This is a genomic window from Streptomyces sp. NBC_01750 (assembly GCF_035918095.1).
Classification (GTDB): domain Bacteria; phylum Actinomycetota; class Actinomycetes; order Streptomycetales; family Streptomycetaceae; genus Streptomyces.
Genome location: NZ_CP109137.1, coordinates 898,902 through 917,666 on the forward strand (window position 1 = coordinate 898,902; position 18,765 = coordinate 917,666).

Genomic DNA, 18,765 nt, shown 5'->3' on the forward strand with positions numbered 1-18,765 from the left:
ACCCGTACGGCCCGGGCCGGTACGGCCCGGACCCGTACGGCTCAGGAAGCGGTCGCGCCACGGATTCCGGAACGGACGGCGCGGGCCGCGGCCACCAGGTTCTCCAGTGAGGTACGGACCTCGGGCCAGCCGCGGGTCTTCAGACCACAGTCGGGATTGACCCACAGCCGCTCGGCGGGAATGGCCTCAAGTCCCTTGCGCAGCAGGGTCGCTGCCTCGTCCGCGCTCGGGACGCGCGGCGAGTGGATGTCGTAGACGCCCGGTCCGACCTCACGCGGATAACCGGCGGTGGAGAGCTCGTCGGCGACCTGCATATGGGAACGGGCGGCCTCCAGACTGATGACGTCGGCATCGAGGTCGTCGATGGCCTGGAGGATGTCACCGAACTCGGCGTAGCACATGTGCGTATGGATCTGGGTGTCCGGACGCACCCCACTGGTGGTGAGGCGGAACGACTCGGTCGCCCAGCACAGATAGGCCTCATGGTCCGCACTCCGCAGCGGCAACGTCTCGCGCAGGGCGGGTTCGTCCACCTGGATCACAGAACTGCCCGCCGCTTCGAGATCGTTGACCTCCTCGCGCAGGGCGAGAGCGACCTGACGGGCGGTCTCCGCGAGCGGCTGGTCGTCTCGGACGAAGGACCAGGCGAGCATGGTGACCGGACCGGTGAGCATGCCCTTGACCGGGCGGTCGGTCAGCGACTGTGCGTACGACGTCCAGCGCACCGTCATCGGCTCGGGCCTGGAGATGTCGCCGGCCAGGATCGGCGGCCGGACATAGCGGGTGCCGTACGACTGGACCCAGCCCTGCTGCGTCGCGAGATAGCCGCTCAGCTGCTCGGCGAAGTACTGGACCATGTCATTGCGTTCGGGCTCGCCGTGTACGAGAACGTCGATTCCGGTCTTCTCCTGGAAGGAGATGACCTCGCGGATCTCGGCCTCGATCCGCTCGTTGTACCCGTCGGTGCCGATGCGCCCGGCCCTCAGGTCCGCTCGCGCGGTGCGCAGTTCGGTGGTCTGCGGGAACGAGCCGATCGTGGTCGTGGGCAGCGGCGGCAGACCGAGGCGGGCGCGCTGGGCCGTGGCGCGCTCGGTGTACGGGAGGCTGCGGCGGGTGTCCGCCCGGGTGACTGCCGCACTGCGGGCACGCACGGCGGGGTCGTGGGTGAGGGCGGAGGTGGAACGGGACAACAAATCGGCCCGGTTGGCCGCCAGTTGGGCGGCGATGCTGTGAGAGCCCTCGGTCAGGCCACGGGCCAGAGTGACGACCTCGTGCGTCTTCTGGCGGGCGAAGGCCAGCCAGCGGGCGACCTGGGTGTCCACATCGCGCTCCGCGGTGGCATCGAGGGGCACGTGCAGCAGCGAGCAGGAAGGCGCCACGTCCACCCGGCCGGCCAGGCCGAGCAGGGTGGCGAGTGTGGCCATGGACCTCCCCAGGTCGTTGATCCACACATTGCGGCCGTCGACGACTCCGGCGATCAGCCGCTTGCCGGGCAGACCTCCGGCAGCGGCGAGGTCGTCGAGGTTGGCGGCACCGGCGCCCGTGAAGTCGAGTGCCAGGCCCTCGACCGGCGCCTTGGCCAGCACGGGGAGGGCTTCGCCGAGCCGGTCGAAGTAGGAGGCGACCAGGAGCTTGGGCCGGTCGGTGAGCGCGCCCAGGTCGCGGTAGGCGCGGGCCGCGGCGTTCAGCACGGCCGGCAGCCGGTCCTGGACCAGAGCCGGCTCGTCGAGCTGCACCCATCGCGCTCCCGCGGTCCGCAGGTCGGACAGCACCTCGGCGTACACCGGCAGCAGCCGGCCCAGAAGAGTGAGCGGTTCGAAGTCGGCGGGGACTCCCGGCGCGGGCTTCGCGAGCAGCAGATAGGTGATCGGCCCGACGAGCACCGGGCGTGCCGTATGACCGAGCGCGAGGGCTTCCTTGAGCGCGTCGACCTGCTTGGCCGGGTTGGCCGTGAAGACGGTGCCGGGGCCGAGTTCGGGGACCAGGTAGTGGTAGTTGGTGTTGAACCACTTGGTCATCTCCAGGGGCGCGACATCCTGGGTGCCGCGGGCCATCGCGAAGTAACCGTCGAGCGTGTCGGCCTCGAAGGCCGCGCGGTGACGGTCGGGCACGGCACCGACCATGACGCTGGTGTCCAGGACATGGTCGTAGTACGAGAAGTCGCCGGTGGGTACTTCGTGGATTCCGGCGTCGGCGAGCTGCTGCCAGTTGGCCCGGCGCAGCTGGGTGGCGGTCTCCCGGAGGGCGTCGGCGCCGACGCGGCCCTTCCAGTAGCCCTCGATGGCTTTCTTCAGTTCCCGGTTCGGGCCCTGGCGCGGGTAGCCGTAAACAGTGGCCCGGGCTCCTGCGGCTGCAGATGTGGACACGGAACTCTCCTTCGCGAGTCTCTCGTCGGGCGACCCCGGAACAGGTCGTGGGACGCGAAGGAATGGCAACCGGGGCAGCGGCCGCACACCTGTTGGATGTGCCTGTGCCTGCCCGTACCGCCGCCGACCCGCCCACGAGGTCACCGAGATCTCCGCGCGCGTTCGCGCACGGGCAGTGGCAGGTCTTCGGACTTGCGGGCTCGCCTTCGTTCTCGTTGTACGAAGGCACCTACTGGCCGTCGCTTCCCAGACCCGTTTCCGGGGCCAGTGCGTAAGACGGCGGTCGTTCCCGCTCACCGCTGCGGGGCAGTTCCGGATTCCCACCGGATTCCCTCTTGCGACGCGCCTGTCTGGAGGACAGGGCGAACCAGCTGCGGGTCCAGCCTAGGCTCTGCCCACCTCACACGTAACACCGCGCCCACATATCGGACGGCCAGAAGCTCCGCTCACCTCGCTGGATCTGAGCGGGAGCGCCTGCTCAGCCGGTCCGGAATACGCCGGCGAGGTGAGCGGCCAGTTCTTGGGCAGTCGGCGGGGAGAGCCGGGCGCCCAGGTAGCCGTCCGCGCGCACCACGAATGCCGTCGGATCCTGCACCCCGTAGCGCTGCCGGAACTCGCCGCGGCCGTCGTGGTACACCGGCAGCCGTGTCCCGGCCGGCTCGCCGTCGGCGAGCACCGCGCATGCTTCCACCTTGTCCTGCGACAACTCCCTGGCCACAGTGGCGAGTTCATCGAACGTTTTGCCCGCATCGCCGTTCCCGTACAGCAGCAGCAGGTGCCCGCGGTCCCGCAGCAGGTCGTACAGCCGCAGCGGGTACTCGGTGATCTCCCCGGTGAGGCCGCCGCAGTCCGGGGCCCGGTCGCCGGGCTGGGGGCCGGGCCCGTTGTCGCGGCTGGGGTAAGGGCGCCCCACGATCGGGCTGCCGCGGTAGCCGACGAGCAGCTGCGCCTCGCGCAGCAGCAGCGTCGCCGGGTCGGTCGGGTCGGCCTGGACGCCCTCGGCGGCGTGCCGGACGGTGCGGCCGACGACCTCCTCACCCACCGGCCGGCGCTCGGCGTCGTAGCTCGTGAGCAGCCGCGGATGCGCGGCACCCTGGGCCGCGAGGGCGAGCTTCCAGGCCAGGTTGTACGCGTCCTGGATGCCGGTGTTCATACCCTGCGCGCCCGTCGGCGGATGGATGTGCGCGGCGTCCCCGGCGACGAAGACCCGGCCGTCGCCGTACCGGTCGACCAGTCGGTGGCTGATCCGGAACACCGAGGACCAGCGCATGGCGGAGGCGGTGGTCGGCTGCGGCGCCAGCCGGTCCAGGACCGCCTGGATGTCGGAGAGCGACGGGGTCGGGCCGCCCTCCAGGCCGTGCGCCACCCCGTCCCGTCTCCGGTCGCCGCCCCCGGCCTGGCGGGAGGCCGAGAGCTCGGGCGGCACCAGCATCGACATCCGGTACCTGCGCTCGCCGGGCAGCGGGATACACACCAGCAGGTCGTCGACGGCGCCGTCGGCACCATGGTGCATGGCGCGTACGCCGTACCCGCGCGGCAGGTCCCAGTCGACCTCCACATCGGCGAGCATGTACTCCTCGGGGAAGGCGCCCCCTTCGAAGGTGAGCCCGAGTTCCCTGCGGACGACGCTGTGCGCACCGTCGCAGCCCACCAGGAACCGGGAGCGGACCTCCTCCTCCCCGGAGGGGGTGACCAGCCGACTGGTCACCCCGTCGGCGTCCTGGGCGAATGACACCAGCTCGGTGCCGCGCTCGATCCCGGTCCCGAAGCGGGTCAGGAACTCCTCGAGGATGCGCTCGGTCTCGTACTGCGGCAGCGCGGCGAAGCCGTACGGCACCTCGGGCGGCAGCGCGAGGTCGAGCCGGGCCTGCTCGGCGCCGTTGATGTATGTCAGCTGCCCGCGCATCGGGACGGCCGCTTCCAGCGCGGCCCGAACCAGACCCATCCGGTCCCAGATCTCCAGGGTGCGTGGCTGGATGCCCACTGCCTTCGCGTACGGCAACCTGGCCGGCAGCCGGTCGACGAGGCGGCAGGTTGCCCCGAGCCGCCGCAGCTCCACGGCTGCGGTCAGCCCGACGGGGCCGGCGCCCGCGATCAGTACGTCCGCGACGTCGGTGTGCACCATGGCGTCTCCCGGCGAGTGGCCCCCGGTATGAGCGGATCCACCTACATGGTCGCCCGCACGGGGGTTCCGAGCCACCGCCGGCCGCCGGGCGAGCTCGGAGGCTCTCACTCCCACCGAGGCGCCGGCGGCCGGTCCTCCCTACCTGGGGGATCGCCTGACATGGCCGGCCGGGGGCGCCGCCGACGACGGCCGCCCGCGTCATTACTCACGCGGGCCACGGTCGTCGGCTCAGTCCGGGTCCTTGTTGAGATCGCAGGGTGGGAACACTGTGTCGCAGATCCGTCGGCCACGGCCGGACCGGCCACCGACACCGGTGGAGTCGGTGGAGCTGCCGGGTGTGTGGCGCCGGCGGTTGTCCCGGACAACGGCCGGACCAGCCCGGACAATTCCCACGCTGTCCGGGACGGTGAAACCCGTTGCCGCAGGTGGGTGCCTTTCGAAAGGCTCGGACCCCTCCCCATCGCCATGGCTCCGAAGGCGCGCCACTGCGCCTTGGAGGGATCGAACGAGAGGACACATCATGGCCACACGTCACCGGCACCTTGCTGCCGGGCTCGCTTCCACTGCTCTCGCGCTGGCGACGGTCGTCGCCGGCTCGGGCGCCGCCGGCGCTGCCGACAGTGACCGCGACTGGTCGGCGAGGAATGACTTCGGCAGCGGCCGGGGCCGCATTACGGTCGGCAACGGCTTCACGTTATCGGGCAACGTCACGGACAAGAGGAGCAATCCTTCGACCACGTACGTGTACGTCAGCTGGCGGGAGTGGAAGTCGGGCGGCTACCTCCATTTCAACGAGCGGGCCAACGGCTCCGCCACCAACGGCACGACGAAGAGCGTGTCGTACCGCAGGCTCACTCCGAACCAGGTCGACAGCATCCGTATCACTGTCTGCACGTCGGCCGGTGGCTGGTACTGCGGCAGCCCCGGCTGACCGCGGAGCGCGTAGCCGGCCGCCCGGTTCGACGGCGCGGGCGGTTGTAAGGCGTGCGCCGTGTGTGGCCCGCCGGACGGGCCACACACGGCGCTCTCCGCGCTCTGCCCTCGCAGGGTGGGACGGCCTGGGGCGCAGACGGCTCCGGCTCGTGGGGGCACACCGACAGGCGGGTGACGGACCGGACTCGTACCGCACAGGCCGTCCGGGTGCGTCACGAACCGCTGGACGCACCCTGCCCGACGCGCAGACCGGATCCCCTCACCCGGGCCTTGATGCCATCGCGCTCCACGGTGATGTTCTGCAGTCTCAACTCCTTGAGCGAGTCCGGCAGTTCGAACGAGAGGGAGAGCCGCTCCGAGAGCTCCGGCGGCTTGAGTGCGAGCAGCGCCTCGACCAATCCGGGGTCGATGCCCGCCTTCCGCAGCAGCTGCGGATGGTCAAGGACCACATCGACGAGATTGACCTTCATCAGGCGTTCGATGAACTTCGGCGCGTTGGTGAGCCGGTGGAGCTCCTCCTCGCTCCGCAGCGCCCGGCGGACCTGCTCCTTGGACACTCCGAGCCGGTCGACCACCGCGGGCACTGCGAGCAGACCCTTCACGCGAGCCGCTTCACGGCTGATCCGCTCGGCCGCCTCGCGGTGCAGCCGTAGGCCGGAGTGGACCGGGTCCTTGCCCGGCCGGTAGGTGGCCACACCGGGAATGTCGAGCTGCATGCCGTCGAGAGTGGTGGTGAGAGCCCGTTCATTGTCGCGCTGGATGCGGGCACGTGCCTGTACACGCAGATCCTGTCCGGCGACGTCGAGTTCACCGTTCACGCGCACTCCGTCGGCTCCGCTTCCGGTGAAGCGGAGCTGCGAGGCGCCCAGTTCGCGGTTGAGGTCGTCGAAGGAGAGCAGCACCTCGCCGTCCAGTTCGCCGATGACGGCGCCCTTGATCGAGGTCGGCGCGTCGCCGACGATGCGTATGTCCTTGGCGGTGGCCCGCACCTCGGCCAGTGAGACCCGATCGGCGGAGACGTCGGGCACCGTGACGTCGACCTGGTCGATCCGCTCGTCGATCAGCTGGGTGAGGAACGGAAATCCGTGGATGTCGACATCCGGCCTGGTGGCGAGTCCGAGCGACTTCTGGAGCTTGTCCGCCGCCTTGCTCTGGGCGTACGACTGGGCGAGCCGGTCGGCGAGCAGCAGGCAGACGGTGCACACGAGGACGGCGGCGGCCAGCTTCACCACGGCCGGAAGCGCCGAGAGCCGGCTCCTGCCACGGTGGTTGGGCGGTGTCCAGTCGTCGTCGTCAGGGTCCGGGGTGAGCCCGAGTTCGAGTGGGTCGAGCGGGTCGTAGACGCTGAAGTCGGGTTCCGGATCCGACAGTTGGGCGAGTTCTTCGTACGGATTTCGTGAATGCGCTTGTATGCGTGTGGGGGGTCGCATCGCCTCATCCCACCACGCGGGCCACCCTCGAACGCAAGTCCTACCAGGCGTATGTAATGGTTTGAGCCAAAGATCGGCGACTCCTGAGGCGGTCGGCGCCGTACGCACCGCCGATTGCGTGACAGACGTCACCGAAGAGCCGGCTGTTTCCGGAGGGAAGCCCGCGGTCGCGGCCGCCGGACCCGCTCGAGCGCCCGGCGCGTGCGGGCGCCCGGCGAGCCGGCGGAAGGCGTCGTCCTTGTCGCGGACGTAGGGGTGGACGTAGGGGTGGACGACCGACCCCGGCGCGCCGATGGTGCGGTCAGCCGAGCGCCTTGAGGATCTCGTCTGCGAGCGGGGCGGAGGATGCCGGGTTCTGACCGGTGAAGAGGTTGCGGTCCACGGCCAGGTTCGGGGCCCACGGCTCGCCCTCCCGGAAGTCCACGCCGATCTCGGTCAGTCGGTCCTGGAGCAGCCACTTCGCCCTGTCCGCGAGGCCCGCCTGAGTCTCCTCCGCGTTGGTGAAACCGGTCAGCCGGTAGCCGGCGAACGGCGAGCTGCCGTCCTCGCGCTTCGCGGCGAGCAGCGCGGCCGGGGCGTGGCAGACCACACCGAGGGGCTTGCCGGAGTCCAGGGCGGCGGTGAGGAGCCTGCCGGATTCGGCGCTGACTGCCAGGTCCTCCATCGGGCCGTGGCCGCCCGGGTAGAAGACAACGGCGTAGTCGGCCAGGTCGACGTCCTCCAGCTTGAGCGGCTGCCGCAGCGCGGTGATCGACTCGAGTTCGGCGGCGATCGCGTCGGCGTTCTCCTGGCCGCCGTTCACCTCGGGCGCGAGGCTCGCCTTGTCCACGGTGGGCACAACGCCGCCCGGCGTGGCGACGACGACCTCGTGCCCTGCTCCGGTGAAGGCCTTGTACGGGGCCACGGCCTCCTCCGCCCAGAAGCCGGTCGGGTGGCGGGTGCCGTCGGCCAGCGTCCAGTAGTCCACACCGGTGATCACAAACAGGATCTTCGCCATCTCGTATCTCTCCGTCCGCCGGCGCCCGACGTTCCATGCGCAGGCCCTCATCTTGCTGATGTCTTCGACCGTAGACCGCTCGGTCATTGGGATCCAATAGGCTTTTTACTATGAGCCATAGGGAACCAAATGGATTGTCGGGAATACGGGCTCCGGCTTCCGACGGGCCGCTCGATCTGACCCTGCTGCGGACCTTCCTCGCCGTGCACCGGGCCGGTTCGTTCACCGCGGCCGCCCGTCTGCTCGGTCTGTCCCAGCCCACCGTCACCACCCAGATCCGCTCCCTGGAGGGGCAGCTGGGCCGTGAACTCTTCGAGCGGCTGCCTCGTGGAGTCGCTCCCACCCCGGTCGCCGACGATCTCGCCGCACAGATCGCCGCTCCGCTGGACGCCCTCGCTGCCGTCGCTGCCCGCGGTCACATCGGAGAGGAGACCTCCGCCGGTCCGGTCCATCTGGCCGGCCCCGCCGAGCTCCTCTGCGTACGCGCGCTGCCCGCCCTCGCACCCCTGGTGGAGCAGGGGGTACGGCTCCGGGTCGGCACCGGTCTCACCGACGAACTGCTCGACGGCCTGCGCGTCGGCCATTACGACCTGGTCGTCTCCACCATGCGCCCGCGCGGCCGCTCTCTCACCGCCGTACCACTGATGGACGAGGAGTTCGTCCTGGTCGCCTCGCCGCGGTGGGCGGAACGGATCGGCCCGGACAGGGTCGCGACAGACGGACCGGCCGCCCTGCGCGGCGCCCCTCTCGTGACATACGCCGAGGACCTGCCCATAGCGCGCCGCTACTGGCGCCATGTCTTCGGCACCCGCCTGAGCGGGCAGGCCGCGCTGACGGTCCCCGATCTGCGCGGTGTGCTCTCGGCGGTCGCCGCCGGGGCCGGGATCACCGTGCTCCCCCGCTATCTCTGCGAGGGGGAGCTCGCCGCCGGCGCGCTGGTGCCGCTGCTCACGCCCGACGACCCGCCGATCAACACCGGCTATCTCGTCCAGCGCCCCGGCATCCCGGACAACCCGCACCTCGCCCTGGTCCGCGACCGTCTGCTGCGCGAGGCCCGCACCTGGTGAGGTCACCGCCGCGCTCGGGCCGGTATGCCCATGGGCCCCGGCGGACGACTCGGCCCAGTCGGTCCGAGTGTCCGGTCGCCGATGCGGTCCTCGGACCGCCGCGCGAGCGGCGCCTCGCGCCGTGTCGCCGAATCCGGACCCCACCTTCCCGACGAGAACCGGACACGCCGGCTCGACGGGCGAACGGTGGCTATCAGCGCATATCGAAGCGCGGCACGACCCACCGTCGGCCGGCGTCGCGCGGCAAGGCAGTGACCGGCGGAAGCGTTCCGCCGTCACGGAGCGGGCTCGCGCACGCGGAAGTCCTCCACCGGACGGCCCGGCGGCCGTGAGCCATGTGTGCGGGAGCACCGCTGCAATTCGGTGCCGGGTGGCGCGGAGTGCGAGGCGGCGCACCGGAGTGACACGGCTCCCCGACCGACGCGCCGCGCGGTTCGTCTCATGCCTGAACAGCGCAAAACGGCGGGGCACATTCCGGTACGGCCATGACGGACCTCCGCGCGGCACTCCCGCCACTCCTGACTCAGAAGTCAGCTGACGACACTTCAGCAAATGGTTCCCGGCCTTTGCCCCTTGCCGGAGGCGCGTCCTCAGGTCCGCCCGTACGACCCCGGCGAAGACACCCCTTTGACGCGAGCCCGAACCATCCCCACACGTACCGCACTTGCCGCCGCTGGACGCGCGTAGAGCGGCCGAAAGGCGATCTTGCCGCGCACCCCATCCGGAGCCGAGGATTCCAACCGGCGCAGGTTGTCAGGGCCATGACGGTGACTCAATCGTCATGTCCCCGGCCCGGCGTGTTGACGGGCCCGCCCACCCAGCGGGCCCCGGAACCCCCACCGGAGGATGTAGTGAACCTCAAGCGCTTCTCCCCCCTCGGCGGCGTCGCGAGACGTGCGCGGCTGATCGCTGTCGCATCCAGTCTGCTGACCGTATCCGCGCTCGCCGCGCCGGCCGCGGTTGCCGATTCGGCCGACGGCGCACGGGCCACCACCGCCCAGCTCGCCCGGGCGAGCGACGCCGTGCTGCAGGCGGATGTGCCCGGTACCGCCTGGTACACGGACAAGACAACGGGCAAGCTCGTCGTCACGGCGGACAACACCGTCTCGGCCGCCGGGATAGCAAAGATCAAGAAGGCCGCGGGCGCACGTGCCGGGGCTCTCGAGATCGAGCGCACCACCGGCAGGTTCAACAAGCTGATCGCGGGCGGCCAGGCGATCTACACCGGCGGCGGACGCTGCTCGCTCGGCTTCAATGTCCGCAGCGGAAGCACGTACTACGCGCTCACCGCGGGCCACTGCACCAATATCGGCAGCACCTGGTACACCAACTCCGCCAACACCACGCTGCTGGGTTCCACCGCCGGTTCCAGCTTCCCGACCAACGACTACGGCATCATCCGGCACTCCAGTGCCTCGGCCGCCGATGGCAGGGTCTACCTCTACAACGGCTCCTACCGTGACATCACGGCTGCCGGCAATGCCTCCGTCGGTCAGTCCGTACAGCGCAGCGGCAGCACCTCCGGCCTGCACAGCGGCACGGTCACCGCCCTCAACGCGACCGTCAACTACGGAGGTGGAGACATCGTCTACGGTCTGATCCAGACCAACGTATGCGCAGAGCCCGGCGACAGCGGCGGCCCCCTGTTCTCCGGCAGCACCGCTCTCGGCCTGACCTCCGGCGGCAGCGGCGACTGCTCCTCCGGCGGCACCACGTTCTTCCAGCCGGTCACCGAAGCGCTGAGCGCCTACGGGGTGAGCATTTTCTGATGCGCTGACCTGAGCGCGCAGGCCGGCAGATGCCGGCGCAGCCTGGAAGGACCGCCCTGGACACCGCAGCCGCTGTGGTGCCCGGGGCGGTCCGTACGCGGGCCCCTGTCGGCGGGATCCAGTGGTCCGCCTCGCCCGCCACCGAGGCCGGCGCAAGAGGAGCCCGGGCGAGTCCGCCGCCGGCTGGTTAGGGTGAGGACATGGTCGCTTCTCACGTCCTCACCTGGGAAGTCACGGAGAGCCAGGGGTACGAGACCTCCTGGATCGAACTCCGCGGCACGACCCTACGGGCCCATGGACGCGCGGTCGGAACCCGACCGGATCCGTACTGGATCTCGTACGACCTCGAAACAGTCGACGACTGCGTCACCCGTAAGCTGCGGGTCCACGCCGCGACCGCCACCGGTTCGCACGAACTCCACCTGCGACACGAGGATGACGGCCGGTGGACCGCCAACGGAAGGCATGTCCCCGGCGTCGACGGCGCGCTCGACTGCGACCTGAGTCTGAGCCCGCTCACCAACACCATGCCGGTACTGCGGCACGGACTCCATCTGACGCCCGGCCGACGGGACTTCCTGATGGCCTGGGTCTCGGTTCCGGACCTGACGGTGCACGCGTCACAGCAGACCTACACCCACCTCGTGCGAACCGAACGCGGTGCGCGCGTCCGGTTCGCGTCGGGCGACTTCCGCAGCGATGTGGAGTTCGACGTGGAGGGACTGGTCGTCGACTACCCGGGCCTGGCCCACCGGTTTTCGGGCAGCGCGGGCCTGCCGCGGCCCTAGCGGCCCGACCCTCGCGTTGCCCCCCCTTCCGCCGGGACCGCAGCCCATCCCCGGGTCCAGATCTCCTCGCCCGGTGCCGGCGGCTTGCCGAGGCCGGTGAGCACGAGGTCGTGGAAGAGCAGACCCGTCAGCAGGACATCGGCTCCCTGCTCCTCGTCCACGGACGCCCTCTCGTCAAAGACCTGCAAGGCATGGACAGGGTCGTGCGCCCGGTGCGCAGAATTGGCAATGCTTGAGCACCAAGACGCATAGAAGTGATTGAGATTGACGAGTAGCGTTCATGGTGTGCTGGCCGAGCGACGACATCAACTCATCCTGCGGGCGCTGCGATCGGGCGGCCCCGCAGCCGTAACCGACCTGTCCGAGCGGCTCGGCGTCAGCCCCGCGACCATCCGGCGCGACCTGGTCAAGCTGGAGGAAGAGGGCCTGCTCACGCGAGTCCACGGAGGAGCCGCGGTCGAGGAAGGCGATCAGCCTTTCGCCGAGGTCGCCGAGAAAGGGGTCCCGGAGAAGGACGCCATAGCGGTCCAGGGCGCCGCCATGGTCGAGGACGGGCAGTCGGTGCTCCTCGACATCGGCACCACCGCCTACCGCCTCGCCCGGCAGCTGCACGGCCGCAGACTGACCGTGATCACCAGCAATCTGGTGGTGTACGAGGAGCTGGCGGACGACACCGGGATCGAGCTGATCCTGCTCGGCGGGATGCTCCGGCGGGAGTACCGCTCCCTGGTCGGCTTCCTCACCGAGGACAATCTGCGCCAGCTGCACGCAGACTGGCTGTTCCTCGGCACGAGCGGCATCCGTCCGAGCGGCCAGGTCATGGACACCACGGTGGTCGAGGTCCCGGTGAAGCGGGCGATGATCGCGGCCGCCGACACGGTGGTGCTGCTCGCCGACGCGGGCAAGTTCCCCGGCACCGGCATGGCCAGGGTCTGCGGCCCCGAATCCCTCGACACGGTAGTGACCAACACCCCGGCGGACCCGGCGACCAGAGCGGCGTTCGACGAGGCAGGAGTGAAGGTGGTTGAGGTATGAGGCTCACGGTCCTCGGCGGCGGCGGCTTCAGACTGCCTTTGGTGTACAGCGCACTGCTCGGCGATCACGCCGCCGGCCGGATCACCGAGGTCACGCTGCACGACGTGGACGCCGGCCGGCTTGCCGCGATCGCGCGGGTGCTGGCCGACCAGGCGGCGGGTGTGCCGGACGCGCCGGAGGTCACCGTGACCACCGACCTCGACGAGGCGCTGCGCGGCGCCGACTTCGTGTTCTCCGCGATCCGGGTCGGCGGTCTGGAAGGCCGGGCGGCAGATGAGCGCATCGCGCTCGCCGAGGGCGTACTGGGCCAGGAGACGGTGGGCGCGGGCGGCATCGCCTACGGTCTGCGTACCGTCCCGGTGGCGGTGGACATCGCCCGCCGTATCGCCCGGCTCGCCCCTGACGCCTGGGTCATCAACTTCACCAATCCGGCCGGTCTGGTCACCGAAGCCATGTCCCGCCGCCTCGGCGACCGGGTCATCGGCATCTGCGACTCACCGGTGGGCCTCGGCCGACGCGTCGCCAGGGCGCTGGGAGCCGATCCCGACACCGCCTCGATCGACTACATCGGCCTGAACCACCTCGGCTGGCTCCGCGGACTGCACATCGAAGGCCGGGACGCACTCCCCCGGTTGCTCGCCGATCCCGCACTGCTCGGCTCGTTCGAGGAGGGCAGACTCTTCGGCGCCGACTGGCTCCAGTCGCTCGGCGCGATCCCCAACGAGTACCTGCACTACTACTACTTCAACCGCGAGGCGGTCCGCGCCTACCAGGAGGCGAAGCAGACCCGTGGTGCCTTCCTCCACGACCAACAGGCCCGGTTCTACGAGGAGATGAAGCAGCCGGACGCCCCGGCGCTGGCAACCTGGGACCGCACCCGCGCAGAGCGCGAGGCCACGTACATGGCGCACAACCGCGAGGCGGCCGGAGCCGGCGAGCGCGACGCGTGTGACCTGGAGTCCGGCGGGTACGAAAAGGTCGCCCTCGCCCTGATGCGAGCCATCGCGCACAACCAGCGCACCACTCTGATCCTCAACGTCCGCAACCACAGCGCGCTCTCCGTGCTCGACTCGGACGCGGTCATCGAGGTCCCGTGCTTCGTGGACGCGAACGGCGCCCATCCCGTTTCCGTGGCTCCCCTGCCGCTCCATGCCACCGGCCTGGTGACCGCCGTCAAGGCCGTCGAGCGCGAGATCCTCGCCGCCGCCGGCAGCGGCTCACGCGCCACCGCCGTCAAAGCCTTCGCCCTGCACCCCCTCATCGACTCCGTGACCGTCGCCCGCCGACTCGTCGACGGCTACACCAGCGCCCACCCCGCTCTCGCGTACCTGAGGTAGGAGTCCGCAGACGCACGACGAACGCCGCCGCATCGAGGAGCGCGTCGAGCGCATCCCGCAGCAACCCGGCCATGACCGTCGAGGCGGTGAAATCGGCCGACGACCAGTCCGGCGATGTGGTGGTGCGGCTCTACGAGTCGCTCGGCGGCCGGGCGGAGGCGACGCTGCGCACCGGCTTCCCGCCGGCCGGCGCCAAGGTCACCGACCTCCTGGGGCGTCCGCTGCCGGGTGAATCCGTGGCTGCGGGGAAAAACGATGTCGCACTACGGCTGCGCCCCTTCCAGATCCTGACGCTCCGGCTCTCGCGGGCGTAGCGGCTCAGGATGCCTCGACCGCCGCCTTGATCCGGCCTCCGAACGCGTCGGCGTCCTTGCGTGCCGCGCTCAGGGCGAGGCCCGCGATGAGCTTGCCGACGCCATGGCCTTCGAGCCTGTTGAAAACGCGCAGACGGGTGTTGCCCTCAGGGGTGGGCTCGAGGTCGTAGCCGCCCTCGGTGGCCGTCACGAGGTTCTTGGAGAGCTCGGTCCAACGGATCCTGTCGGGCGCCTGGAACTCACTGATCCGGAACTCTCGCCTGGTCGTCATCCCGGCGTCCTTGACCGTGCTCCTGTAGACGGTGCCCACCGTGGTCGGGCCGTCCGTCACCTTGGCCATCTCCTGCACCCTGGGGCTGAACCTGGGATCGTTCTCACCGTCGGCGAGGAAAGCGAAGACCTCCTCAACGGGGCGGCCGATCTCGACCGTTGCCTCGAACTGACCGGCCATGGCTCCTCCACTGATCGCTCGAGCCCGGGCGGCAGCCTGCCGTCATCGTCCCGGACGGGCCGGGAGACTCCGGCAGGCTCGCGACTGGCGGCCCGCGCCAGGCTGGTGTCCTGCCATTCTGGTTTCACGGACGGCGGCAGCGCCACCCGAGACGTATCCGGAGTGAGCGGCGCAACAGCTTCAGGTTGTCGGCCGCGACGGATTTGCCTGCGTCGGCGGCTTGTTCGAACCAGGCTTCCGCTTCCCTGGGGCGGCGAAGGCTGACGCTGCCGGCCTGCGAACTCACGGCTCGGACCGTCGCGCCAGATGGGCGAGGAGTACCGGGACATGGCTGTTCTCGATGTCCTTGACCGAAGTGAGAACGGTCACGGCCTGCGTGGCGGACAGGTCGAGTATCCGGTCGACGGCCGGGGCGTGGGCGGAGTCGGCGAGCTCTCGCGTGTACCGCCGGGCGAACTCGTCGTAATGGCTGCGGTCTTCGTGGTACCAGTGCCGCAGTTCGGTCGAGGGCGCGATCTCCTTCAGCCACTCGTCGACGGCGGCACGCTCCTTGGAGACGCCACGCGGCCAGAGCCGGTCCACCAGTACCCGGCACCCGTCGTCCGGGCGGGCCGGATCGTACACACGCCGGACGTGGAACGGGCCGGACACCATCGGCTCACCTCACTCGTGCGGAGACCGGCGGCCGGGCTCCGCTGCGCTGACGCCGTACCTTCTCAGGCTCCGCCATACGGGACGGCTCCGCACCTTCCCCCTCGGCCGGCAGGGACGAAGGCGCCATCGTTGGGGCAGCGACGATGCCGCGCCGGTCGTGGGCGCAGAGCGGTGCTCGGGGCTGGACACGGCACTGTGGCAGGCTGCGCGGAGATACCCGCGGCCAAACAGGTCGCCGGGCCGGAGACCTCGGGAGAACACGGCACCATGGAAATACCTGATCATTCGCGCTGGGCTTCCACCCCTGCAGCCCACCGCAACGCCGTCGCCGCGGAGACCGCCAGGTTCGTGGCGGTCGTCAAGGGCGCACAGCCGGCGACCCCCGTGCCGAGCTGCCCGGGCTGGACGCTCGTCGACCTGATCAGGCACACCGGCAGTGTGCAGCGCTGGTTCTCCGTGCTGCTGCGACAGCTCGTCCAGGAACCACCGCGGAGCCGTGACGTGGACCTGCGGCTGCCGGCCGACGAGGACGGCTATCCCGACTGGCTGACATCGAGTGCGGCGGAGGCCGCGGGCGCCTTCGAGGTCACCGACCCGGATGCCCCGATGTGGGTGTGGGGCGCCGATCGCCATGCCAGGTTCTGGGTGCGGCGGATGCTGTTCGAGACTCTGGTCCACCGTGCCGACGCGGAACTCGCCGTCGGCCTCAGGCCAGAGATCGACCGCGACCTTGCGGCCGACGGCGTGGACGAGTTCCTGGTCAATCTGCCCTTCGCCTCGCCCTTCGCCCCCAAGGTGGCCAATCTGCGGGGCGACGGAGAGACCATTCGCTTCCGGTGCACCGACAGTGACGGTGACTGGCTGGTCCGTCTGCGGCCCGACGGTTTCGGGATCGACCACGTCGCCGCGGCCGCCGGGACAGCCACACCGGCCGACGCCACCGTTCAGGGAGCCGCCGCGGATCTGCTGCTGCTGATGTACGGCCGTCTCGACCGCGGCTCGGAGGTCTTCGAGAGTTCCGGGAACGAGGATCTGCTGACGCTCTGGTTCAGCAACTCCGAGTTTTGAGGAGCAAGCGCTTGCGCCCGCGAACCATGCGGCCGCAGCCCTGTGGGAGTGCCGCCCCATGGCGGGCACCGGTCGGCTGGCCGGTTCCCGCCATGCGACCTACCGTCGTATGGAGCAGGTCCGATAGAGGTTCATACGCGGTAATCCTGTCCCCTTCCCGCGGAGGTACCCCCCATGACCGGAGGCCGGACCAGCCCCACGCCGGGCAAGACCCGGTTCGACGACATCTACAACGAACCGGACCCTCGCGCCTACTTCCGTCGGCTCGCCCCACTCGAATACGAGATTCCGCACCAGGCCCAAGCCATTTTCCGCCGCACTCGCGCGGATCGGGCCGCGGCCTCGGGCGGCCCCGTCACGGTGCTCGATCTGTGCTGCTCGTACGGCATCAACGCCGCCCTCCTCAATCATCACCTCACGCTGGCCGAGCTGTACGCGCACTACACCAGCGCGGAGGCGGCGGCGCTCACACCCGCCGAACTCATAGAGTGCGACAAGGAGTTCTACGCCTCGAGGCGCCGCGCCGACGCAAGCCCGGTCATCGGACTCGACTCCGCCGCCCGCGCCGTCGACTACGCCCTGGCGGTCGGCCTGCTCGACGAGGCCTACGGCGAGAACCTGGAAGAGCAGCCGCCCAGCCCCCAGCTGCGACGCGCCGTCGCAGGCACCGGACTGATCACCGTCACCGGCGGCATCGGCTACATCACCCACCGCACCTTCGAATCCCTCCTGGAAAGCGCGCGGATCCCGATCTGGGTAAGCGCTTTCGTCCTGCGTACCGTCCCCTACCAGTCAGTGATCTCGAGCCTTGCCGACCACGGCCTGGTCACCGAGACGGACCCTTCGCGGACCTATCCGCAGCGGTTGTTCAGCGACCCGGCAGAGCAGCGCAGCGCCATCGAGCAGGTGCTCCTCACCGGCTACGACCCCACCGGACTGGAGACCGGCGGCCGCTACTACACGCGGCTGTACGAGTCCCGGCCCCGTCCGGCGTGAGCTGACGCTTCCGTTCGCCGGCGGCAGCCGCGCAGCCCGTCCCCGGCGGCCCACCACACGGCTTGAGACTTCGAGCGACTGCGGCCGCGGCGGTGGTCGCAGGGGCCCGGCACACCCGGCACTGGGTACCCGCCCGGTACCAGCCCCTCGCGCGCCACACCTCGCCGGTGCACCGCGTCGGTCGGCCCGCGGCCGCACTCGCGGAGGCAGGCTTCGGGAATGATCCACGCCGTACTGCACGCACTGTCGATCGCCGGTTCCATGACCTGGGAGATCACCTGGGCGCTGATCCTGGGATTCGTCCTGTCCGCCGTGGTCCAGGCGGTCGTGCGCAAGTCCACCGTCGTCTCGCTGCTGGGCGACGACCACCCTCGTACACTCGCCATCGCCGCCGGCCTCGGCGCGGCCTCGTCCTCGTGCTCCTACGCCGCGGTGGCGCTGGCCCGCTCCCTGTTCCGCAAAGGCGCGAACTTCACCGCCGCGATGGCCTTCGAGATCGCGTCGACCAACCTGGTCGTCGAACTCGGCGTCATCCTGGCACTGCTGATGGGCTGGCAGTTCACCGCGGCGGAGTTCGTCGGCGGCCCCGTCATGATCATCGTGCTGGCGGTGCTCTTCCGGCTGTTCCTGCGCGACAAACTCCTGATCCACGCTCGCGAGCAGGCCGAGCGCGGGCTCGCCGGCTCGATGGAAGGACATGCCGCGATGGACATGTCCGTGCAGCGCGAGGGCTCCTTCACCCGGCGGCTGCTGTCCCGCGAAGGCTTCACCTCGACCGCGCACGTGTTTGTCATGGAGTGGGCCGCGATCCTGCGTGACTTGGTGCTCGGCCTGCTCATCGCCGGCGCCATCGCCGCGTGGGTGCCGGACTCCTTCTGGAGCACGTTCTTCTTCGAAGGCCACCCGCTGGCATCCAAGTTGTGGGGGCCGGTCATCGGCCCGCTGGTCGCCATCGCCTCGTTCGTCTGCTCGATCGGCAACGTGCCGCTCGCGGTCGTGCTGTGGAAGGGCGGCATCAGCTTCGGCGGCGTGGTCGCGTTCATCTTCGCCGACCTGCTCATCCTGCCGATCCTCAACATCTACCGGAAGTACTACGGCCCGAGGATGGCCCTCTTCCTGCTCGGGACCTTCTATCCCGCCACGGTCATCGCCGGCTACATCGTTGAGTTCACCTTCGGTGCCCTCGGCCTCATCCCCGACCAGGCCGACGCCAAGGTCCCCATGGGGGGCGTCACATGGAACTACACCACCTGGCTCAACATCGCCTTCCTCATCCTGGCAGCCGCCCTCCTGGTGCGGTTCTTCCGCACCGGCGGGATGGCGATGCTGCGCATGATGGGCGGCACGCCCGGCAACAGTCACGCCCCCGAAGTCCACGGCGAGAACCATCAGGGCCGGGCGGCGGGCGAGTCCGGTGGTGGTGGCGAGTGAACGA

Annotated in this window: 15 protein-coding genes, 2 pseudogenes and 1 riboswitch; of the genes and pseudogenes, 10 read left to right on the forward strand and 7 right to left on the reverse strand. The window is 70.1% G+C overall.

Annotation, left to right across the window (positions count from 1 at the left end; translation table 11 throughout):
• Positions 1 to 41 precede the first annotated feature (41 nt).
• Complete coding sequence (gene metE / locus OG966_RS03965) at positions 42 to 2,366, reverse strand: 5-methyltetrahydropteroyltriglutamate--homocysteine S-methyltransferase (RefSeq protein ID WP_326647952.1); 2,325 nt, start codon at positions 2,364 to 2,366, stop codon at positions 42 to 44.
• A gap of 160 nt (positions 2,367 to 2,526) precedes the next feature.
• Positions 2,527 to 2,754, reverse strand: a riboswitch (cobalamin riboswitch).
• Positions 2,755 to 2,844: 90 nt separating this feature from the next.
• Positions 2,845 to 4,491: an FAD-dependent monooxygenase gene (locus OG966_RS03970; RefSeq protein ID WP_326647953.1), complete on the reverse strand. Its 1,647-nt coding sequence runs from the start codon at positions 4,489 to 4,491 to the stop codon at positions 2,845 to 2,847.
• A gap of 520 nt (positions 4,492 to 5,011) precedes the next feature.
• Here OG966_RS03970 and OG966_RS03975 point away from each other — a divergent pair.
• On the forward strand, positions 5,012 to 5,422 hold the full coding sequence (locus OG966_RS03975; protein WP_326647954.1) for a hypothetical protein: 411 nt from the start codon (positions 5,012 to 5,014) through the stop codon (positions 5,420 to 5,422).
• Between the two features lie 214 nt (positions 5,423 to 5,636).
• Here the strand turns inward: OG966_RS03975 and OG966_RS03980 are convergent, their stop codons facing one another.
• Together OG966_RS03980 and OG966_RS03985 are read right to left on the reverse strand one after the other, a co-directional pair.
• Positions 5,637 to 6,854, reverse strand: coding sequence for an LmeA family phospholipid-binding protein (locus OG966_RS03980; protein WP_326647955.1), 1,218 nt, complete (start codon positions 6,852 to 6,854; stop codon positions 5,637 to 5,639).
• A gap of 301 nt (positions 6,855 to 7,155) precedes the next feature.
• Positions 7,156 to 7,851 (reverse strand): type 1 glutamine amidotransferase domain-containing protein, encoded by a 696-nt coding sequence (locus OG966_RS03985; RefSeq protein WP_326647956.1) that lies wholly within the window; start codon positions 7,849 to 7,851, stop codon positions 7,156 to 7,158.
• A gap of 110 nt (positions 7,852 to 7,961) precedes the next feature.
• Between OG966_RS03985 and OG966_RS03990 the strand changes: the two genes are divergently transcribed.
• From OG966_RS03990 to OG966_RS04000, 3 genes are all read left to right on the forward strand, one after another.
• The gene (locus OG966_RS03990) at positions 7,962 to 8,918 is read left to right on the forward strand and encodes a LysR family transcriptional regulator (protein WP_326647957.1); all 957 of its coding nucleotides are present in this window, start codon (positions 7,962 to 7,964) and stop codon (positions 8,916 to 8,918) included.
• Between the two features lie 851 nt (positions 8,919 to 9,769).
• Positions 9,770 to 10,687, forward strand: coding sequence for a S1 family peptidase (locus OG966_RS03995; protein ID WP_326647958.1), 918 nt, complete (start codon positions 9,770 to 9,772; stop codon positions 10,685 to 10,687).
• Positions 10,688 to 10,887: 200 nt separating this feature from the next.
• Entirely contained in the window at positions 10,888 to 11,475 is a 588-nt protein-coding gene (locus OG966_RS04000; protein ID WP_326647959.1) for a putative glycolipid-binding domain-containing protein, read from the forward strand.
• A 27-nt stretch (positions 11,476 to 11,502) separates the two neighbouring features.
• On the opposite strand, the pseudogene OG966_RS04005 reads toward OG966_RS04000, so the two are convergent.
• Positions 11,503 to 11,636 (reverse strand): annotated as a pseudogene (locus OG966_RS04005) (carbohydrate kinase family protein); the annotation flags it as partial.
• A 124-nt stretch (positions 11,637 to 11,760) separates the two neighbouring features.
• Here OG966_RS04005 and OG966_RS04010 point away from each other — a divergent pair.
• The 3 genes and pseudogenes from OG966_RS04010 to OG966_RS04020 all read left to right on the forward strand — a co-directional run.
• The gene (locus tag OG966_RS04010; RefSeq protein ID WP_326647960.1) at positions 11,761 to 12,510 is read left to right on the forward strand and encodes a DeoR/GlpR family DNA-binding transcription regulator; all 750 of its coding nucleotides are present in this window, start codon (positions 11,761 to 11,763) and stop codon (positions 12,508 to 12,510) included.
• On the forward strand, positions 12,507 to 13,847 hold the full coding sequence (locus OG966_RS04015; RefSeq protein WP_326647961.1) for a 6-phospho-beta-glucosidase: 1,341 nt from the start codon (positions 12,507 to 12,509) through the stop codon (positions 13,845 to 13,847). The genes OG966_RS04010 and OG966_RS04015 overlap by 4 nt, the downstream gene beginning before the upstream one ends.
• Positions 13,848 to 13,918: 71 nt before the next feature.
• A pseudogene (locus OG966_RS04020) lies at positions 13,919 to 14,161 on the forward strand (glycosyl hydrolase-related protein); the annotation flags it as partial.
• Between the two features lie 4 nt (positions 14,162 to 14,165).
• Here OG966_RS04020 and OG966_RS04025 read toward each other — a convergent pair.
• A complete protein-coding gene (locus OG966_RS04025) occupies positions 14,166 to 14,612 on the reverse strand; it encodes an SRPBCC family protein (protein ID WP_326647962.1) in 447 nt (148 codons plus the stop codon).
• A gap of 282 nt (positions 14,613 to 14,894) precedes the next feature.
• Positions 14,895 to 15,266, reverse strand: a complete 372-nt coding sequence (locus OG966_RS04030; RefSeq protein WP_326647963.1) for a DUF488 domain-containing protein — start codon at positions 15,264 to 15,266, stop codon at positions 14,895 to 14,897.
• Positions 15,267 to 15,533: 267 nt separating this feature from the next.
• On the opposite strand from OG966_RS04030, the gene OG966_RS04035 reads away from it, so the two are divergent.
• The 3 genes from OG966_RS04035 to OG966_RS04045 all read left to right on the forward strand — a co-directional run bounded on the left by OG966_RS04035 (position 15,534) and on the right by OG966_RS04045 (position 18,761).
• Positions 15,534 to 16,334: a maleylpyruvate isomerase family mycothiol-dependent enzyme gene (locus tag OG966_RS04035; protein WP_326647964.1), complete on the forward strand. Its 801-nt coding sequence runs from the start codon at positions 15,534 to 15,536 to the stop codon at positions 16,332 to 16,334.
• 174 nt (positions 16,335 to 16,508) lie between these two features.
• Entirely contained in the window at positions 16,509 to 17,330 is an 822-nt protein-coding gene (locus tag OG966_RS04040) for a hypothetical protein (protein WP_326647965.1), read from the forward strand.
• 222 nt (positions 17,331 to 17,552) lie between these two features.
• Positions 17,553 to 18,761 carry a permease gene (locus tag OG966_RS04045; protein WP_326655077.1) on the forward strand — a complete coding sequence of 403 codons (1,209 nt, stop codon included), beginning with the start codon at positions 17,553 to 17,555 and terminating at the stop codon, positions 18,759 to 18,761.
• Positions 18,762 to 18,765 lie beyond the last annotated feature (4 nt).

Coding starts and splice junctions, on each gene's coding strand:
- OG966_RS03970 (WP_326647953.1), bottom strand. CDS start 4,491: ATGGTGCACACCGACGTCGCGGACGTACTGATCGCGGGCGCCGGCCCC.
- OG966_RS03975 (WP_326647954.1), top strand. CDS start 5,012: ATGGCCACACGTCACCGGCACCTTGCTGCCGGGCTCGCTTCCACTGCT.
- OG966_RS03980 (WP_326647955.1), bottom strand. CDS start 6,854: ATGCGACCCCCCACACGCATACAAGCGCATTCACGAAATCCGTACGAA.
- OG966_RS03985 (WP_326647956.1), bottom strand. CDS start 7,851: ATGGCGAAGATCCTGTTTGTGATCACCGGTGTGGACTACTGGACGCTG.
- OG966_RS03990 (WP_326647957.1), top strand. CDS start 7,962: ATGAGCCATAGGGAACCAAATGGATTGTCGGGAATACGGGCTCCGGCT.
- OG966_RS04000 (WP_326647959.1), top strand. CDS start 10,888: ATGGTCGCTTCTCACGTCCTCACCTGGGAAGTCACGGAGAGCCAGGGG.
- OG966_RS04015 (WP_326647961.1), top strand. CDS start 12,507: ATGAGGCTCACGGTCCTCGGCGGCGGCGGCTTCAGACTGCCTTTGGTG.
- OG966_RS04025 (WP_326647962.1), bottom strand. CDS start 14,612: ATGGCCGGTCAGTTCGAGGCAACGGTCGAGATCGGCCGCCCCGTTGAG.
- OG966_RS04030 (WP_326647963.1), bottom strand. CDS start 15,266: ATGGTGTCCGGCCCGTTCCACGTCCGGCGTGTGTACGATCCGGCCCGC.
- OG966_RS04035 (WP_326647964.1), top strand. CDS start 15,534: ATGGAAATACCTGATCATTCGCGCTGGGCTTCCACCCCTGCAGCCCAC.
- OG966_RS04040 (WP_326647965.1), top strand. CDS start 16,509: ATGACCGGAGGCCGGACCAGCCCCACGCCGGGCAAGACCCGGTTCGAC.